The 17,496-nt window shown below is 60.2% G+C and carries 17 protein-coding genes; 8 read left to right on the forward strand and 9 right to left on the reverse strand.

The annotated features are described in order from the left end of the window. From PFH44_RS16855 to PFH44_RS16880, 6 genes are all read left to right on the forward strand, one after another. A partial coding sequence (locus tag PFH44_RS16855; RefSeq protein WP_283825591.1) for a LysR family transcriptional regulator occupies window positions 1-775 on the forward strand: 775 nt, incomplete at its 5' end. A gap of 34 nt (window positions 776-809) precedes the next feature. Further along, entirely contained in the window at window positions 810-1,289 is a 480-nt protein-coding gene (locus tag PFH44_RS16860; RefSeq protein WP_283825592.1) for a GNAT family N-acetyltransferase, read from the forward strand. 94 nt (window positions 1,290-1,383) lie between these two features. After that, window positions 1,384-1,815, forward strand: a complete 432-nt coding sequence (locus PFH44_RS16865; RefSeq protein ID WP_045855306.1) for an OsmC family protein — start codon at window positions 1,384-1,386, stop codon at window positions 1,813-1,815. 152 nt (window positions 1,816-1,967) lie between these two features. Further along, window positions 1,968-2,843, forward strand: a complete 876-nt coding sequence (locus tag PFH44_RS16870; RefSeq protein ID WP_045855307.1) for an oxygenase MpaB family protein — start codon at window positions 1,968-1,970, stop codon at window positions 2,841-2,843. A gap of 242 nt (window positions 2,844-3,085) precedes the next feature. Continuing rightward, window positions 3,086-4,003, forward strand: coding sequence for a bestrophin family protein (locus PFH44_RS16875; RefSeq protein ID WP_045855308.1), 918 nt, complete (start codon window positions 3,086-3,088; stop codon window positions 4,001-4,003). Between the two features lie 225 nt (window positions 4,004-4,228). Beyond that, window positions 4,229-6,529, forward strand: coding sequence for an FdhF/YdeP family oxidoreductase (locus PFH44_RS16880; RefSeq protein ID WP_283825593.1), 2,301 nt, complete (start codon window positions 4,229-4,231; stop codon window positions 6,527-6,529). Between the two features lie 48 nt (window positions 6,530-6,577). Here the strand turns inward: PFH44_RS16880 and PFH44_RS16885 are convergent, their stop codons facing one another. Continuing rightward, window positions 6,578-7,198: a LysE family translocator gene (locus PFH44_RS16885; RefSeq protein ID WP_283825594.1), complete on the reverse strand. Its 621-nt coding sequence runs from the start codon at window positions 7,196-7,198 to the stop codon at window positions 6,578-6,580. A gap of 80 nt (window positions 7,199-7,278) precedes the next feature. Continuing rightward, entirely contained in the window at window positions 7,279-8,082 is an 804-nt protein-coding gene (locus PFH44_RS16890) for a helix-turn-helix transcriptional regulator (RefSeq protein ID WP_283825595.1), read from the reverse strand. 202 nt (window positions 8,083-8,284) lie between these two features. On the opposite strand from PFH44_RS16890, the gene PFH44_RS16895 reads away from it, so the two are divergent. Next, complete coding sequence (locus PFH44_RS16895) at window positions 8,285-9,166, forward strand: LysR family transcriptional regulator (protein WP_045855311.1); 882 nt, start codon at window positions 8,285-8,287, stop codon at window positions 9,164-9,166. A gap of 83 nt (window positions 9,167-9,249) precedes the next feature. On the opposite strand, the gene PFH44_RS16900 is transcribed toward PFH44_RS16895, so the two are convergent. The 7 genes from PFH44_RS16900 to PFH44_RS16930 all read right to left on the reverse strand — a co-directional run bounded on the left by PFH44_RS16900 (window position 9,250) and on the right by PFH44_RS16930 (window position 17,020). After that, on the reverse strand, window positions 9,250-9,675 hold the full coding sequence (locus tag PFH44_RS16900) for a hypothetical protein (RefSeq protein WP_283825596.1): 426 nt from the start codon (window positions 9,673-9,675) through the stop codon (window positions 9,250-9,252). 206 nt (window positions 9,676-9,881) lie between these two features. Then, window positions 9,882-11,291, reverse strand: a complete 1,410-nt coding sequence (locus PFH44_RS16905) for an MFS transporter (RefSeq protein WP_283825597.1) — start codon at window positions 11,289-11,291, stop codon at window positions 9,882-9,884. Window positions 11,292-11,646: 355 nt separating this feature from the next. After that, window positions 11,647-12,165: a ClbS/DfsB family four-helix bundle protein gene (locus PFH44_RS16910; RefSeq protein ID WP_283825598.1), complete on the reverse strand. Its 519-nt coding sequence runs from the start codon at window positions 12,163-12,165 to the stop codon at window positions 11,647-11,649. 150 nt (window positions 12,166-12,315) lie between these two features. Further along, window positions 12,316-13,338 carry an ABC transporter substrate-binding protein gene (locus PFH44_RS16915; protein WP_283825599.1) on the reverse strand — a complete coding sequence of 341 codons (1,023 nt, stop codon included), beginning with the start codon at window positions 13,336-13,338 and terminating at the stop codon, window positions 12,316-12,318. An 8-nt stretch (window positions 13,339-13,346) separates the two neighbouring features. Further along, window positions 13,347-15,470, reverse strand: coding sequence for a TonB-dependent receptor (locus PFH44_RS16920; RefSeq protein ID WP_283825600.1), 2,124 nt, complete (start codon window positions 15,468-15,470; stop codon window positions 13,347-13,349). Window positions 15,471-15,648: 178 nt separating this feature from the next. After that, entirely contained in the window at window positions 15,649-16,491 is an 843-nt protein-coding gene (locus PFH44_RS16925; protein WP_283825601.1) for an MBL fold metallo-hydrolase, read from the reverse strand. Next, complete coding sequence (locus PFH44_RS16930; protein WP_283825602.1) at window positions 16,478-17,020, reverse strand: sugar ABC transporter; 543 nt, start codon at window positions 17,018-17,020, stop codon at window positions 16,478-16,480. Before PFH44_RS16930 ends, PFH44_RS16925 begins: the two co-directional genes overlap by 14 nt. 142 nt (window positions 17,021-17,162) lie before the next feature. Here PFH44_RS16930 and PFH44_RS16935 point away from each other — a divergent pair. Next, window positions 17,163-17,496 (forward strand): LysR family transcriptional regulator (locus tag PFH44_RS16935; protein WP_283825603.1); only part of this gene is annotated, 334 nt, incomplete at its 3' end.

A 17,496-nucleotide genomic window follows, 5' to 3' on the forward strand; every position in this document is an offset into this window, starting at 1 on the left:
GATGGAGCACTGGGCCGGCAGCCGCCTGATCCACCGCTCTACGCGCCGGCTAACGCTCACCGCCGCCGGGGAGAAGGTGCTGCAAAAGACGCGCAGCCTGACGCAGCTGTCGGACGAAATTGCCGGGCAAACCGAGCGGGCGGTGCCCAGCGGTACGCTGCGGGTGGCCTGCGCCCACTTTACGGCGATGCAGCTTATTTCGCCGCTGCTGCCAGATTTTCTCGCTCGCTATCCGCAGCTGCGTCTTGAGCTGGATATCAACAACCATCCGGTCAGCCTGATCGGCGAACGCATCGACGTGGCAATCCGCATTACCGATAACCCGGAGCCGGGGGCCATCGCCCGCCGGCTGGGAGTCTGCCGGTCGGTGCTCTGCGCCTCGCCGCGCTGGCTGCAGCTGAACGGACAGCCGCAGACCCCCGACGACCTGAGCCAGCACAACTGCCTGCATTACAGCCATTTCGCCACCCAGACCTGGCAGTTTATCTCCCCCGAGGGGGAGAGCGCGGCGGTGGCGGTAGCGGGAAACTTAAGCGCCGGGATCTCCTCCCTGCTGCTGGAGGCCGCGGTGGCCGGCTGCGGCATCGCGATGCTCCCCGAACTTGAGGCGCAGCGCGCGCTGAGCAGCGGGGCGCTGCAGCCGATACTGCCGGGCTGGACGCCGAAGCCGCTGAGCGTTTTTGGCCTCTACCTCTCGCGCGACTACCAGCCCAGCGCGCTGCCGCTGTTTCTCGACGATATACAGCAGCGGCTGGCGCTGCCTGCTAACGGCTAGCAGCCGTTAAACGCTTCACTCAAGGAATGGAACGATGATGATATTCAGACCGATGCAGGAGGCCGACTATGCGGCCTGGCTCGCCTATTTTATCCCCGATTACGCCGTTGAAATTGCGGATAACTATGGCCTTGCCGCTCCGGCCGCCCGCGCCCAGGCGCAGCAGGAGATTGCCGAGAGCCTCCCCGAAGGCGCGGGCACGCCGGGCCAGGTTTTACTCTGCCTGATTGAACGCGTCGGCGACGCGGAGCGGCAGGTTGGCTACCTGTGGTACAAGCCGGACGCCAAAATGCGCTCCGCCTTTATTTGCGACTTCTATATTCACCCCGACAGTCAGGGGAAGGGGCTGGGCAAACGGGCGATGGCGGCGCTGGAAAACGATCTCCGGCAGCAGGGTTTTGCGCAGATAAAGCTGCGGGTCGCCGGGGATAACGCGCGCGCCCGCTGCCTGTACGAGGCCAGCGGCTTTGGGGTCACCGGTATCAATATGAGTAAAAATATCGACGCCGGGTAGCGGGGCAAAATCACCTCCCGGGGTAAATGGTGCAGGCCGAATCCGCTATCCGCTCCTATACTTACTCCTTTAACGTCAAAAAAGGAGCGAATCCATGGCAATTCATAAGAAAGGTCAAGCGCACTGGGAAGGGGATCTGAAAAGCGGTAAAGGAACCGTCTCAACGGAGAGCGGGGCGCTGAACCAGCAACCTTATGGCTTCAACACCCGCTTTGAAGGCGTGAAGGGCACCAACCCGGAAGAGCTCATCGGCGCGGCCCATGCGGCCTGCTTCTCGATGGCGCTCTCGCTGATGCTGGGGGAAGAAGGGTATACGCCAACCTCGATTGATACGGTGGCCGTGGTGACCCTCGATAAATCCGCCAGCGGCTTCGCCATCACTAAGGTGGCGCTCCAGAGCGAGATCGTGCTGCCGGGCATCGCCGATGCGGCGTTTGAAAGCATCATTCACAAAGCGAAAGCGGGCTGCCCGGTTTCGCAGGTGCTCAATGCCGAAGTGAGCCTGGAATATAAGCTCAATCCGTAAACGCCCATCCCTGTGCTATTCCCGGCTTTACGCCACCGCGTGCCCGCAGCCTGCGGGCACCGCGCATTGTGCCTAAAAGCCGCTGCCGGCAAATGAGTCCGCCGTCAATTAATGGTATGTTTTGCCTGTGACGAAAAGGAGCAGGCACAGTAATGACCAGCATACGCGGTATGATTGAAGCGCAGGTATTGGGTTTAACCGGCATGGCGCTAAAAGAGATTGATTTTGAACGCCCGCTCGGCGAGCCCGGGCTGTTTGGCCCACGCTCGGCTATCTGGGCGGTGCACGGCGACTTTACCTCAATGCTCTGCGGCGGCATCAGCGCGCTGCTTCTGCAGATGCTCCACCCGCTGGCGCTGGCCGGCGTCTGGGATCACTCAAACTTCCGCGAAGACATCTTCGGCCGCCTGCGGCGCACCAGCCAGTTCATTTCTGCAACCACCTTTGGCACCACCGATGACGCCGAGCGGCTGATCGCGAAGATCAGGGGGATCCATCTGCGGGTTAGCGGGCAGGACCGCGACGGCACGCCGTACGCAGCCAGCGATCCGGCGCTGTTAACCTGGGTGCACGTGGCCGAGTGCAGCAGCTTTATGGCTTCGCATTTGCGCTACCGGCGAACGGTGGTGAGCGAAGCGCGCCAGGCGCAGTATTTCGCCGAGGCCGGAGAGATTGCCCGCCGCCTCGGCGCGCGGGATATTCCGCTCACTCCGCGACAGGTGGCGGAGTATTTGCAGGATATGCGTCCGCGCCTGCGCTGCGACGAACGCACGCAGGAGGTAGCCCAGGTGCTGTTTGCTACCCGCCTGCCCGGGCGGCTGAGCCAGCCCGTGGGCCAGCTGATGATGCGCGCGGGTGTCGATCTGCTGCCGCCCTGGGCGCAGGAGATGCTCTCCCTCAGGATGAACCCCCTGCAGCGGCAGGCCACCCGGCTGGCGGTGCACGGCATTGCCCGCGTGCTGCGCGCCTCGGTGCGCAACGGCGCCTGGCACTGCGCGATGCGGCGGATGAACGGCGGCGTTTTGTAAATCGATAACCATTAACCAGATTAATATAGTGGTTATCGGCGCCGCTGTTTTATTATTGCCCGGAGCCGGGACCGCATATTGCCGGGTAAATAAAAAGAGACCATAATCAGCCGGCCATTAATCCATCGCTGGTGCGTGGTAGATAATTAACGCCTTGTCGTGTTAGTGCTCAATAAAATAAGCCAGTGGCGTAATAGATAATATTAAGCCATGCTCAATGGCATTCATCAGGAAGTAGTACAATGATTATCCGACCAGAACAACACTGGTTCCTTCGTCTGTTTGACTGGCACGGTTCGGTGCTGTCAAAAATCGTCTTTCGCCTGCTGCTCAACGTGCTGATGTCGATTATCGCGATTATTAGCTACCAGTGGTACGAGCAGCTGGGGATCCATTTAACCGTTGCGCCGTTTAGCCTGCTGGGTATCGCCATCGCGATCTTTCTCGGCTTTCGCAACAGCGCAAGCTATAACCGCTTCGTCGAGGCGCGCAATCTGTGGGGAACGGTATTAATTGCCGAGCGCACGCTTATGCGGCAGCTGAAAAATATTCTGCCGGCCGCTGCAGAAACACATAAAAAAATAGCCAGCTACCTGATTGCCTTTAGCTGGAGCCTGAAGCATCAGCTGCGAAAAACCGATCCCAGCGCCGATCTTTACCGCCTGCTGCCGCGCGATGCGGTGGCGGAAATTATCGCCAGCTCGATGCCGACTAACCGGATCCTGCTGCTGGTGGGGCATGAGCTAGGCCAGCTGCGCGAAGCGGGGAAGGTCAGCGATATCACCTACGGCCTGATGGACAATAAGCTGGATGAGCTGGCGCACGTGCTGGGCGGCTGCGAACGTTTAGCGACCACGCCGGTGCCTTTTGCCTACACCCTGATTTTGCAACGCACCGTCTACCTGTTCTGCACGCTGCTGCCGTTTGCGCTGGTCGGCGATTTGCACTACATGACGCCGTTTGTCTCGGTCTTTATCTCCTACACCTTTTTGTCATGGGATTCGCTGGCGGAAGAGCTGGAGGATCCGTTCGGCGTCGCCGCCAACGATCTGCCGCTCAACGCGATGTGCAATACCATCGAGCGCAATCTGCTGGACATGACCGGACAGCATCCGCTGCCGGAAAAAATTCAGCCCGACAGGTACTACAACCTGACCTGATCCCCGCCGCGCTGCTAATGTTAAATAAGTTAAATCTAATGCGTGATAGATAACATTGATTATACAGCTTCGGCCTCGATTGTTATTATTTCGTTAACAAAACCCTCGCCGGCGGCGGATATTCGCTCCGCACCGGCGAGCGGCCAAAAACAGTGCCGATCGCTCTGATAAGGCGGTCTGACGCACGCATTGACCTGCTTATCGACGGTGCATTCAGGAGCTAGCATGAACAAGAAAAGACGCGCAGTGCCGGGGGTTCATCCCTATGACGGCCCGGCCGGCGGCTGGGGCGCGCTGAAAGCCACCGCCATCGCCGTTCGCACTCAGATGGATGCCCTCGATGCCCCGGCGACGCTGCTGCGCACCAACCAGCCGGACGGTTTCGACTGCCCGGGCTGCGCATGGCCGGACAAAGAGCACAAGTCGACCTTCCAGTTTTGCGAGAATGGCGCCAAGGCGGTGACCTGGGAAGCGACCAGCAAGCGCGTTACCGCCGAGTTTCTGGCGGCCAATACGGTCAGCTCCCTGCTGGCGAAAAGCGATTTTGAGCTCGAGGGCTACGGTCGCTTAACCGATCCGCTGGTCTACGATCGCGCCAGCGACACCCTGCGCCCGGTCTCCTGGGAGCGCGCCTTTGCGCGAATCGGCGAGATTGTCAGCGGCATGCAGCCGGATGAGGTCGAATTTTACACCTCCGGCCGCGCCTCCAATGAAGCCGCTTATCTGTTCCAGCTCTACGCCCGCGAGCTGGGCACCAACAACTTCCCGGACTGTTCCAATATGTGCCACGAGGCAACCAGCGTCGGGCTGCCGCAGTCCATTGGCATTGGTAAAGGGACGGTATCACTGGATGATTTTGACAAAACCGAGCTGGTCATTTCCATCGGCCACAACCCGGGAACCAACCACCCGCGAATGATGGGAACCCTGCACGAGCTGTCGCGGCGCGGGGTGCCGATAATTGTCCTCAATCCGCTAAAAGAGCGGGCGCTGGAGCGTTTTGCCGACCCGCAGAACGTGATCGAAATGGCGACCTACAGCTCAACCAACATCGCCTCAACCTATTTCCAGGTCAAGGCCGGCGGCGACGCCGCGGCGCTGAAGGGCATTGCCAAGGCGCTGCTGGAGATGGATGACGATCTGGATAATGTCCTCGACAGCGCTTTTATTGCCGAACATACGCAGAACTTTCCCGCCTTTGCCGACGATCTGCGCCTGACCAGCTGGCACGACATCGAGCGTGAATCGGGCCTGACCCGCGACGACCTGCAGCGCGTCGCCGCGGCCTATGCTAAATCCAACGCCACCATCGTCACCTACGGCATGGGGATCACCCAGCATAACAAGGGCACCTCAAACGTGCGCCTGATCGCCGACCTGCTGCTGATGCGCGGCAATATTGGCAAACCGGGTGCCGGGATCTGTCCGCTGCGCGGGCACTCCAACGTGCAGGGCAACCGCACCGTTGGGATCACCGAAAAGCCGAGCGCCGGCTTCCTCGCCAGCCTGCAGCGTGAGTTCGGCTTTGTTCCGCCGCAGGCGCATGGCCACGATGCGGTGAAGGCGCTGGAGGCGATGATTGCGGGGAAATCGAAGGCGCTGCTGTGCCTCGGCGGCAACTTTGCCGTCGCCATGCCCGATCGTCAGCAGGCCTTCCCGGCGATGCAGGGGCTGGAGCTGAGCGTACACGTTGGTACCAAGCTCAACCGCTCGCATCTGCTGGTGGCTAAAGAGACCTATATTCTGCCCTGTCTGGGACGAACCGAGCTCGACCTCCAGGAAAGCGGCCGTCAGTCGATTACCGTTGAGGATTCGATGTCGATGGTCCACGCCTCGTCGGGTAAGCTGAAGCCGGCCTCGCCGCAGCTGCTCTCCGAGCCGGCTATCGTGGCCGGGATGGCGATGGCGACGCTGGCGAACACCAAAGTTGACTGGCTGGCGCTGGTGGCAAACTACGATCGCATCCGCGAGCTGATTGAGCGTACCGTTCCCGGCTTTGAAAACTACAATCAGCGCATTCGTCATCCGGGCGGCTTCCGCATGCCGCTGCCGCCCACCGAGCGAGTCTGGCCGACGCCAACGGGCAAAGCGATGTTCTCGGTTTTCCACGGCGTTCATGAAAACGTGCAGGTGGACGGGGAGGACGTGATGCGCCTGGTGACGCTGCGCAGCCACGACCAGTACAACACCACGATTTATGCGCTCGATGACCGCTATCGCGGCGTCTTTGGCCGCCGCGACGTGCTGTTTATGAACGAGCAGGATATGGCAAATATGGGGCTGGAGCACGGCGATCGGGTGGATATCAGTACCGCGCTGCCGGACAGCCACCAGCGTCTTGAGGACATTACGGTAGTGGCCTACAGCATCGCGCCGGGCACCGTGGGCGCCTATTACCCGGAGGCTAACGTTCTGGTTCCGCTCAACTATCTTGATCAAGAGAGCGGGACGCCGTCCTACAAATCGGTACCGATTCGCCTGACCCTGCGCTCGAAAGAGATCCTGCCCGTCGCGGGTCTACGCTAACGCCTCCTGCACCTCGTCGTCGGCAGCCGCCGGCGGCGAGGCCCCGCATCAGCGCGGCGTCAGAATAAGCCTGATGCCCAGCGCAACAAAACCCGCGGCAAAGGCCAGGTTCAAACCCCGAAGGATCGCCGGGCGGGTGAGGACGTGGCGGCGCATGGCGGCGGAAAAGGCGCCATAGAGCATAAACACCAGCAGGGTCATCAGCATGAAAATGGCGCTCAGCAGCAGCATATCTTCCGTCGGCGAGGGGGAATCGCTGCGCATAAACTGCGGTAAAAACGCCAGAAAAAAGAGCGGAAGCTTGGGATTAAGCAGGTTTATCAATACCGCGTGAGCGATGATTTTACCCGCGCTCCGCGCGGTGTCTGGCGCGTCGAGGCGCAGCGAGCCGCGCTGCCTGAGTGTTATCCACGCCAGATACAGCAGCCAGGCGACGCCAAGGTAGCGCACGCCCTCAAACGCCAGCGGACTGCCGTGGAGAACGGCAGCCAGCCCGGTTACCGCCGCCAGCATATGAGGAATAATCCCCAGCGTGCAGCCCAGCGCGGCGGCGTAGCTCATTCTGCTGCCGGCGGAGAGCCCGGTAGCAATGGTGTAGAGCGCGCCGGTGCCGGGGGCGACGACAACGATCAGGGAGGTGATAAGAAATTCAGGCGTGATAAGCGACATAGCATGCTCTTCGTTTAGGGAGAAAGAGCCTGAGTATTTCGCAGCGCAGCCGGCGCGTATTGAACAAAATTGCAGGCAGGCTAGCCGATCGCGGAGAGGTAGTATCCCGGCGTCATCCCGAACTGTTTCAGGAAGGCGCGGGTGAAGTGGCTCTGATCGGCGAAGCCCGCCATCAGCGCCGCTTCGGCCAGGCTGTTCCCCTCCGCCAGCAGCCGGCGGGCCAGACGCACGCGGGACTGGATCAGATAGGCGTGCGGGGTGATGCCGGTTGCGCGGGCGAAGCCGCGTATCAGCTGGAAACGGCTGATACCGCAAAGCGCGGCGAGATGCTCGAGGGTTATCTTATTTTCCGGCGCATCGTCGAGATACTCTTTTGCCAGAGCGATGCCCGGCGAGCCGGGCTCTACCGGGGGCTTCACCAGCAGGTGGCGGCGGGAGATCTGCATCAGGCAGAGAAGAAAGGCTTCCTCTACGGCGCCGCCGTCGGGGGACGCGGCGCGGATTTCGCTGAACATGCGCGCCATCAGCCCATTCAGCCGAGGATCTTCAACCACCGGGCGCAGGATAATATCCTCCGCCTTTGAGCCCACGGGGAGCGCCTGTTCGACCAGCAGGGGATCGATATACAGCATCTGCCAGCCGCGAGGGCCGTGCAGCGGCGCGCCGTCGTGAATCTCGCCGGGGTTGACCATAATGACGTTGCCGGCAGCGGCGTCAACTTTGCCGATATGGCTCCACGAACGCTGGGCGCCGTGGGTAAAAACGCCGATGCCGAACCGGTCGTGAGAGTGGCGGGAGAAGCTGTGCTCGGTGAGTAGCGACAGCGCTTCGAGCCCGGCGACCGGAACTTTGTGCTGCTGAACCTGATGTACATAGCGCTTCACCTTGCCCCTCCGTTTACCGATAGCCCTGTACCCAGTCTGGCAGCCTCAGCCCTGAAATCAAGCGCGCGACGCGCTTGGCGGCGCCGGCGGCTGGCATTTCCCGGCCTTAAAATAACATTTAGCTAACATATTTGCGCTACACTAGCGCTCTGTATCGCGCCGGCGCACCTTTGTGCGCGGGCGCAAATAGCGTGGATCAATCATGGATATAAAACAACTCAAGTATCTGATCGCCCTCGATCGGACCCGCCATTTTGGCCAGGCGGCGGCGGCCTGTCATATCACCCAGCCGACGCTCTCGATGCGCATTCGCAGCCTGGAAGAGGAGCTGAATCTCGTGCTGATCCAGCGCGGGCAGCGCTTCGAGGGCTTTACCCCCGAAGGGGAACGCATTCTGGCATGGGCGCGGGCGCTGCTCGCCGCCCACGACGGGCTGGAGGCGGAGGCGGCCATTTGCCGCGGGCAGATGGTTGGCCAGCTGCGGGTCGGCATGGTGCCGCTGGCCAGCCTCAATCCGATGCAGCTGATTAAGCCCCTGAGCGAGAAGTATCCCGAGCTGCAGTTTAGCCTGCTGTCGCTGACCTCGGAGCAGATTATCGACGGCGTGAGCCGTAACCAGCTCGACCTCGGGATCTGCTATCTGCACCACGTCGATAGCCAGCTTTTCAACGTCCAGTGGCTCCCGGCGACCCGGATGGGGCTGCTGCACGATAGGCGCCACTTTCAGTTCGCTGCGGGGATCCCCGACTGGGATACGCTGGCCGCATTGCCGCTCGGCTTTCTCACCAAAGGGATGTACTACCGCGAATCGATCGAAATGAGCTTTAAGGGCAAAGGGCTGTCGCCGAAATACGTCTTTGAAAGCGACTCCACGTTCCAGATCATACAGGCGGTGCAGGCGGGCATCTGCTGCGCCATTATGCCGCTCAACAACGGCCTGGAGGCGCTGAGCGACAACCTGGAGATTATCCCGATAGCCGAAACGGCAGTGGATTCGATGCTGGCGCTGATTATGCGCAATCAAGAGCCGGTGTCGTCGCTGGCGGAAAAATGCTTCGCCGACGCGCAGGCGATATTTGGCTAATTCTTTAGCAGAATAGAATGTATGAATTAACGCTTCGGGGAGATGGGGGCGTTAATTCATATCATCGCACAACCGTTGCGTAATTAATTACAGCCGTAGGCGGCTATTCTGCCATAAAGATCCTGGAACGACTCTTGCGTCAGTACATCACCCCGCAGCACCGAAACGGTAAAATGAAAGAACGGCGTGAAGATGATATCCATGTCGTTATATTCTTGCTGTTTTAAACCGCAGGCTGCATACAGCCTGCCTGCCAGCGTTGTTGATGGGGAACGAGCGATCTCGAGCAGCTTCCCCGTAGCGTCCGGAGATGAGGCAACCGTTCTTAACGCCTGCTCGCCGGCGCTTTTATGCGCGATAAAGCCGTTATAACCGGTGGAAAAATACTGCGTGCTGGCGATCGTTTTTACCGCATCAGGTAATTCAATCTTCGCGCTGACTGACTCAGCCGAGCCAGCTATTAATAGCGTAATAAGTAATCGTATAATGAGTCTTGATTTTTTAAGCATCGGGCTTGAGCCATAAATAATTCATTGGACATCTATAGCACGTGAAAAAATAGCGATCAATGAATAGCGTTAATTATCCGTTCTGCCATTCATATTTATCAGGTCCATGAATGTATTGTTTTTATTATATTGGTGACCGAGGTTTTATCAATCAAGACACAGGCTTGCCGTTGCCGCCGGAAGCGTCCCGGCGGCAAGGCGTATGGCTAGATTTTTTCGAGGCTGATACCGCGGGTTTTCGGCCCAAAAATACCGACCGAGAGCATCACCATCAGCATGCTGGCCACGATAAAGCTAATCACTCCCGGCGCACCGGCGTACTGCAGAATGATGCCGATCAGAATGCTGGTGATGGCCGTCGAGAGGCGGCTGAACGAATAGCAGAAGCCGACCGCCCGGGCGCGAATGTGGGTCGGGAACACCTCGGCCTGATAGGCGTGATAGCTGATGGTCAGCCAGGCGTTGGACCAGGTGATCATAAAGCCGCAGATAACCAGCATCACCGGACTATTCTGCAGGGCGAAAAGGGTGCCGAACACCACCGTCATCAGCGCGGAGAGCACGATCTGCCATTTGTTCTCGAAGCGGTGAACAAAGCGGGTGCAGAACAGGCAGCCAATCGGATAGGCGAGGGTAATGAAAAAGGCGTACAGCAGGCTGTGGGTGATGCTCGCGCCCTGGCCCGACAGCAGCGCCGGCAGCCAGTTGCCGAAGCCAAAAAAGCCGATCGCCTGGAAGAAGTTCATGACCATCAGCATGATGGTGCGTTTGCGATACTCCGGCGCCCAAATCTCCTTAAAGGTGCCGGTCTGCGTTTTCTCGGTCCCGGCCTCCGTGCGGTGCTGCGGCGAGGGGGCAATACCGCAGCGCTGCTCCATCTCACACATCACCGCATGGGCGTCGTCGTTGCGGCCTTTGACTTCCAGCCAGCGGGCCGATTCCGGCAGCTTCTTGCGGATGACCCAGATAACCAGCGAGCAGAGCGCGCCGAAGATAATGACCCAGCGCCAGCCGCTCAGGCCGAACAGGGTGATGGGTACCAGCATCCATGACATCAGCGCTACGGCGGGCACCGAGAGAAACTGAATGAAAAAGGCAAAGGCGAAGGCTTTGTTGCGCAGGTGGGTGGGAACCCATTCGCTTAAGTAGGTACCGCTGGTGACCAGCTCAATTCCCAGGCCAATGCCGACGAGGAAGCGGAAGAAAATAACCCCCTCCGCGCTGCTCTGAAAGGCCATCAGCAGCGAGAATATGCCGTACCAGGCGAGCGCAAACATAAAGGTCAGGCGGCGGCCGAGCTTATCCGCCAGCGGCGCGAGGAGGCTGGCGCCGATAAACAGGCCGAAAAAGGTCGCCGAGGCGAAGGCGGCCTGATCCGATATGCCGAAAATGCCCTGCTCGCCGACGTGAAAGATATTCTCCGCCAGCAGGCCGGTGCTGATGTACCCGGTCTGAAAAAGATCGTACAGCTCAAAGAAACCACCGAGCGCCAGCAGGGTGATAAACGACCACAGGCCGAAGGAGGCAGGCAGGGCATCGATGCGGCTGGTCAGGCTGGGGTGGGGCTGTCCTGCGGGGGCAAAGGGCGCATCCCCCAGAACGTGGGTGGTAGACATATTATTATTTTCCTCAGATAAAATGTTTGCCTGCTAATGTTAATTGATTGTTAATAGTATTAAATTTTTAATCGCCCGCTCTATATCCATTCTTCAGATGGATATCTGGTTAATTTTCTCAGAGGTTGGGGAATACGCTGGTTTTTCGCGATCGGGCGGCGCGGATTTGAATGAAATGACTAACGGGCCGCAGGATCGGGTTCGGGTGGAGAAGATGGGATAGGGGTACGGCGTCGCGAAGCGTATCGATGTCGTTATCAACGTCGTTACCGATGCCGTTATCGATGACGCCCGGCGTAAACGCCACCGGCGGCGGACGGGGGATGACGCATCCACACTCATTGCGTCCAGGCGTTTACTTTAAGCGGATATCGCTCTCTTTCGCCCACTTTCTTAAGCGTCCGCAGGCATTCGCATAAGGTGAGGACGTGTTAAACGAGATCATTCGCCCCATCGTCCATTTTGTGTACCAGGGTTTAGCGTACAACATGTCATCGCTGCGCTCGTCAATCAGCTGGACTATCTCATTTTTTACCGTCTGCAGCTCAGCGATTAGCGAGCCGTAGCTTAACTCCCTGTAGTCTGAGTAAAATTTTTGCGCCAGAAGGCCAAGCTGATTCCATTTATAGCCGGTCTCCGGAAAATCGACGGCGAGCCCTTTTGCATCAGAAACGATCCATTTTACGACCAGCGCATTCCATCCCAGCAGGTACGAAACGAGGTCATGAACGCTCATCTGGCTGCCTTTGGCGTGCCCATCCATTGCGCGCTCTGCGGTAAGCTCTGCCGGTATGGCATGCAGGTAGCCGATTAATTTGTCGAAGTTTTTATCGATAGCGCTCAGTAATTCAGATTTTGTTTGCGGCACGCTCATAAAGAATTCCCCCTCACGTAAGTTTGGTATACGCGCATTAAGACAAGTTCCCGGCTCGTTAAGGGGATAGTAGCGCTGAAAATAAGCCTGGGGGCACGCTGAGGTCACGCATTTGCCAATGCGTGACCTTTCTTTCCCCGGCGCTGTGGCCTATTTTGCGTCCTCTCGCTGCGGAGGGAGCGCCTGCAGTATTCTGCTGGCCTCAGCTTCGCTCAGCGGATAGTCAAAAAAGCGCTGATAAAAGTCGCGGGTGACCGCGAGCATATCAATATCGGCGAAGCGCTGAGGCTGGAGCTGCTTTGCCGCCCACTGAATTTGCAGCGCGCTTTCGGTCCCGTAGCGATCCCAGGGGAAAACCCCCGCCGGGTTTTGCAGCACCCGGTGATTTTTGACCGCCCGCAGGGTGGAGAAGAGGTCACGATAGGCGGAGTGGGCTAAATCACCGCAGCCCGCGCCAAGGATAATCACATCCGGCTGCCAGGCGAGCACCTTTTCCGGCGAAATCTCCTGCATATTGCCTTCGATCCCGACGGCCGCGTTCTGCCCGCCGGCCAGGCGGATCCAGGTGTCGATCAGCGTATGGCCGCCGTCGACCTTCAGCGGCTTCAGCGACTGGATATGCAGCACGCGCGGGCGTTCGGCGTCGGTCAGCGCGGCGGTGCGCTGGCCGATACGTGCGATAGCCTGCTGTAAATAGCGGTTGTAGGCCTCGGCTCTGGCCAGCGCCTGCGGCGTCCCGAGCACCTCGGCGGTGGTGGTGACGGAACGCGCCAGCGACGGGTAATCGGTAAAGCTCATCTCCATGACCGGCAGACCGGCTTGGTGATACGCTTCGGCATCGCCGTTGCCCCGGGCGACAAACACCACCTCGGCCCCGCGCGCCAGCAGCGCCTCGCTGGTGAAGTGCGGGCCGCGGCTGATAAGCGCCTGGTTGAGGCGGGGAGTGAGGTGAAACATCCACGGGCGGCTGTCCGGTCGATTTACCGTCGCGACGATGGTATCGCCCGCGCCGAGGGTCATCAGCAGCGAGTGGTGGGCAAACCACCCCTCGGCGATACGATCAACGCGATCCGGCAGCGTGACGCTACGTCCGGCATCGTCCGTCAGCTGGCGGCTGGCGAGAGCCGGAAACGCGAGCCAGGCGCAGAGTACAGCGGCAGCGATTTTTTTCATTATGATCCTTAGAAATCAAACTGTACCGAGGCCGTCGCTTCGCGCGGCGCGCCGAGCTGCGCGCTGGCGTAGCCGGCGCCGGTGTAGCCGGTAAGGGCGCCCGGAACGATATTGGTCCAGTAGCGGCGGTTGGTCACGTTAGTGACTGCTAACCGGAAGGTGGTGTCGGTCCCGAACAGCCGGGTGCGATAGTTGCTGCCGATATCCACCGTGGTATAGCTGCCGACCCAGCCGTCGTTGGCGCTATCGGTGGCTCGGCGGCCGACGTAGCGAACGTTGCTGTTCATGTCCAGCCCCGGAAGCGCATCGATGCTGTAAATCACCAGCATATTGGCGGTGAAGCGAGGCAGGCCGACCACCTGTTTGCCGTCAGCGCTGGCGCTGGCGGTATTGTGCAGACGCGGGTCGAGCCAGGTGCCGCCGCCGAACACGCGCAGAGCGGGCGTGATGCGGCCATCGGCCATCAGCTCCAGCCCGCGGTTTTTTTGCGTTCCGTCTTCGGCGAAATCACCGCTGTCGTTGGTGTAGGCAAACGGGCGCTCGGCCTGGAACAGCGCTGCGGTGAGCAGCAGATCGTTATGCACCGCGTACTTGGCCCCGGCTTCAAGCTGGCGGCTGCGGTAGGGACTGAGAACCTCGCCGGCGTTATTGGCGCCGGCCGGGGCGGTGTCGCCCTGCTGCATGCTGTTGGCCCAGGTGGTATAGAGCGTCAGATTATCGACCGGCTTATACATCAGGCTTGCGGATCCGCTGGTACCGCGGTCATCGTGGCTGCTGCTGCGCTGGCTGCTCTTGCCGTAGTTGTCGACGGTAAACAGGCTTTCGCTGCCGGAGAGCAGCAGGCTCCACTGCGGGCTGAAGGTCAGGGTATCGTTGAGCAGAAAGACGTGCTGGGTGGTGGTCGCTGAATGATAGCGATCGGTGAAGTCCGGATAATCCGGGCGCTCGTAGTCAGGGCTGTCGTCGAGGGTCGAGCTGCCGAGCTTTTGCGTCCCGCCATCGCGGGGGTTGTAGTTCTTCCACACGAAGCCGCGTACCCCCATCGCCAGGTCATGCTGCAGCCAGCCGGTGTCAACGCTGCCGGTCAGGTTGGCGAGATAGCTATTGATGGTAAAGCGGCTGGCGGCGGAGTTTGAGGTGGTGGTGGTATAGCTGCCGTTATTATCGGTTAAGGTGTTGGTGACGGTGGTGGATTCGCGATCCGCAATCTGGCGCAGGACGCCAACGTCCAGCAGCCAGTTGCCGTCAAAGTCGTGTTTGATATGCAGGCTGCCGGTGGTCGTGGCGTCGTCGTTGCCGGCGTAATACTGGCCGTACTTGCTTTTGGTCGGATCAAGCGGCGACGGGAAACGGGTGCCTTTGGCTAAAGCAAAGGAGCCGGGCAGCCCCTTTTGATAAAAGTGATAGTAGCTAAAATTGCTCTCGAGAACCGTCTGGTCGGTGAGCTGAAAATCGAGCGCCAGACCCGCGTACTGGTTGCGTTGACGGCTGCCGTGGGTGTAGCCGTTGCCGTCCTGGCTCATCAGGTTCAGGCGATATTTTACCCGGTCACCGGCGTCCAGCGGGCCGCTGAGATCCAGCGCGGCGTTGGCGCCGGAGCCGGTTCCGCCGCCCCCCGTGACCCGCCGCAGCGGCACGTCGGTGGCGCGCTTAGAGACGAGGTTAAACATGCCCGCCGGGTTTGCCGGGCCATACAGCGCGCCGGCCATCCCGCTCAGGACCTCAACGCGCTGAAACTGCTCGGCCGGGTACTCGGTGGTGGAGACCACGTTCAGCCCGTCGATGGTGCTGTTCTGCACCACGCTGCCCTGCATGCCGCGGGTCTGCGGACGAACGCCGTCGCCCTGAACCGAGGGCAGGTAGCGATAGATATCCTTCACGCTGCCGGCCTGCACCTGGCGGGTGAGCGAATCCGACAGGGTCTGTACCGACCACGGGACGTCAATCAGCCTGCGTTTGCCGAGGCTGCCAAGCGTCGCCTGCTGTTCGGCGGCGGGCGTGGCGTTATCCAGCGTTTCGGTCGGTGTAGCAGCGGTGACGACCATGGTTTCTGCGGCCTGAAGCGGCAGGGTCATCAGCAGAGAGGAACAGGGGATCATCCCGGTTAATAGAACGAGTTTATATGAGCGCATTGAGTTAATTTCAGACGAATGAAAACGGAATGAGGCGAGAAAGATCTCGCCTCTGTCTGAAGGGTACGGTTTTTATTTGTATGACAAAAAGATAGGGCCATTCGCTATGTATGTCAATATATAACGAATGGTTTCTTTACTTAATAAAAACGAGGCCGGGCAGAAGGTCGCCCGATTTTCAGGCCTGCTGATAGACCATTCGGTAACCGCCGTCGACGGCCTTAAGCCGGGCAAAGCCGGCGCTGGCGAGGTGCATGCCGGCAATCAGCCACTGCTCGCTGGCCGCCTGCGCCAGAATACGTCTCCGGGTCTCTGCCGCCTCGGCGGGGTCGGCGTCAAAGGCGATGGCGACGGCCGGCAGGGCCGACTGAATGTGCGGAAAATGTACAATGTCGCCCCAGATCAGCAGGGGCTTATCCCAGGCAGCGATACGAAACCCGCTGTGACCCGGCGTGTGCCCGGGCAGCCAGACCGGGCGAATGCCGGGGAGTACCTCATCGTCCGTTAGCAGGTTGACCCGCGCCTCATAGGCCGCAAGGGTACGGCGAAACAGCGTGAAATTGCCCTGAACCCGCTCGCTGGCCCGCATGAACAGGGCGTCATCCTGCCAGTATGCGACCTCGCGGGTGTGCAGATGCAGCCGGGCGTTTTTATAGACGGCCTCGCCGTCGGCATCGAGCAGCCCGCCAATATGGTCGGGGTGGCCGTGGGTCAGCAGGATCGTATCGACGTCGGCGGGCACGATGCCCAGCTGGCGAAGGCGCTCTGGAAGCTCACCTCCGGCGTTATTCCGCCCGCCGGTGCCGGCATCGACGAGGATTGTGCGTCCCCGGCCGCGGATCAGATAGGCGTTGATATTCAGCGTCTGCGGGTCGGCTATTCCGGCCGCGCGCTGCCTTTCATCGGCTTCTGCCGGATCAATGCCGGAGAGGATGCCGAGGCTGACGGACATATTCCCGTCGCTTAGCGCGGTCACCCGATAATCGCCAACCCGACGGCTGATGGCGTTAATTATGCTCATGAACGCCTCCCTGGTGGGGATACAGCTGGTCGGTTAGCGGCTGGTACAGGCAGATGTCGGCGGTAGCGGCGAGCAGGCGGGCCTTGTCTGGCGGAATGACGTACGCCAGCCGGCCTTCAGGGGCGCTATCCAGACCGGCGGCCCGCAGCCGCCACGGCCGGTAGCCCAGCTCGCGGTCAAGAACATCGAGGGGCCGCGCGGCGAGCAGCAGGATCTGCTCTGCAGACACCGCCGGAGCCGGCTCCGCGCACTGATAAAGACCGCGTCGCCAGTCGCCGATGTTGGCCTGCCACTGCGCAAAGCTGCCGCCGCCCTTGAGGCGGTACTCCGCGCCCGTGAGGACCGCGGCGTCGCGAACGGTGTGAATGGCCAGCCACGCCGGACAGCCCGGGGTGAGGGCCCTGAAGCGCTGGGAGGTGCTGAAGCCGTCAACGCTCAGCAGCGCCGGTAGCTTCACCCGGGTGTAAAAATCATTCCATTCGGCTTCGCTGATCGGGTCGGTATAGGTGCATTCAACGGTATAAAGCATAAACGGGCCTCTGCATGAAGGTGAACAGCGCATTGCTGATATTTCATCATGTTACTGGCTGTATTTAGCCGCCTGAATCGATATTATCTCATCGTGTAGTGACATTTCGTCACTGAGCGTACTCATATCCAGGGGCGTAATCATGCGAAGAAAACTGCCCAGCAGCGCGTCGTTACAGGCGTTTGACGCGGCGGCAAGGCACGGTAATTTTGCCCGCGCCGCGGAGGAGCTCTCCCTGACCGAAGGTGCCATCAGCCGGCAGATTGGGCGACTTGAAGCCCTGCTGAACTGCCGATTGTTCGACCGCACCGGCACCCGCGTACGGCTGAACCCCAACGGTGCGCGCTATGCCCACCGGGTGCGCGAGACGCTTGAGCGCCTCGACCGGGACACCCAGTACTTAACGGGAATGGCCGACGGCTGCCGCAGCCTCGAGATCGCCGCGCTGCCGACCTTCGCCAGCCGCTGGCTGATCC

The sequence above is a fragment of the Klebsiella sp. Ech2A genome (genome assembly GCF_030078455.1).
Lineage (GTDB): Bacteria > Pseudomonadota > Gammaproteobacteria > Enterobacterales > Enterobacteriaceae > Klebsiella > Klebsiella terrigena.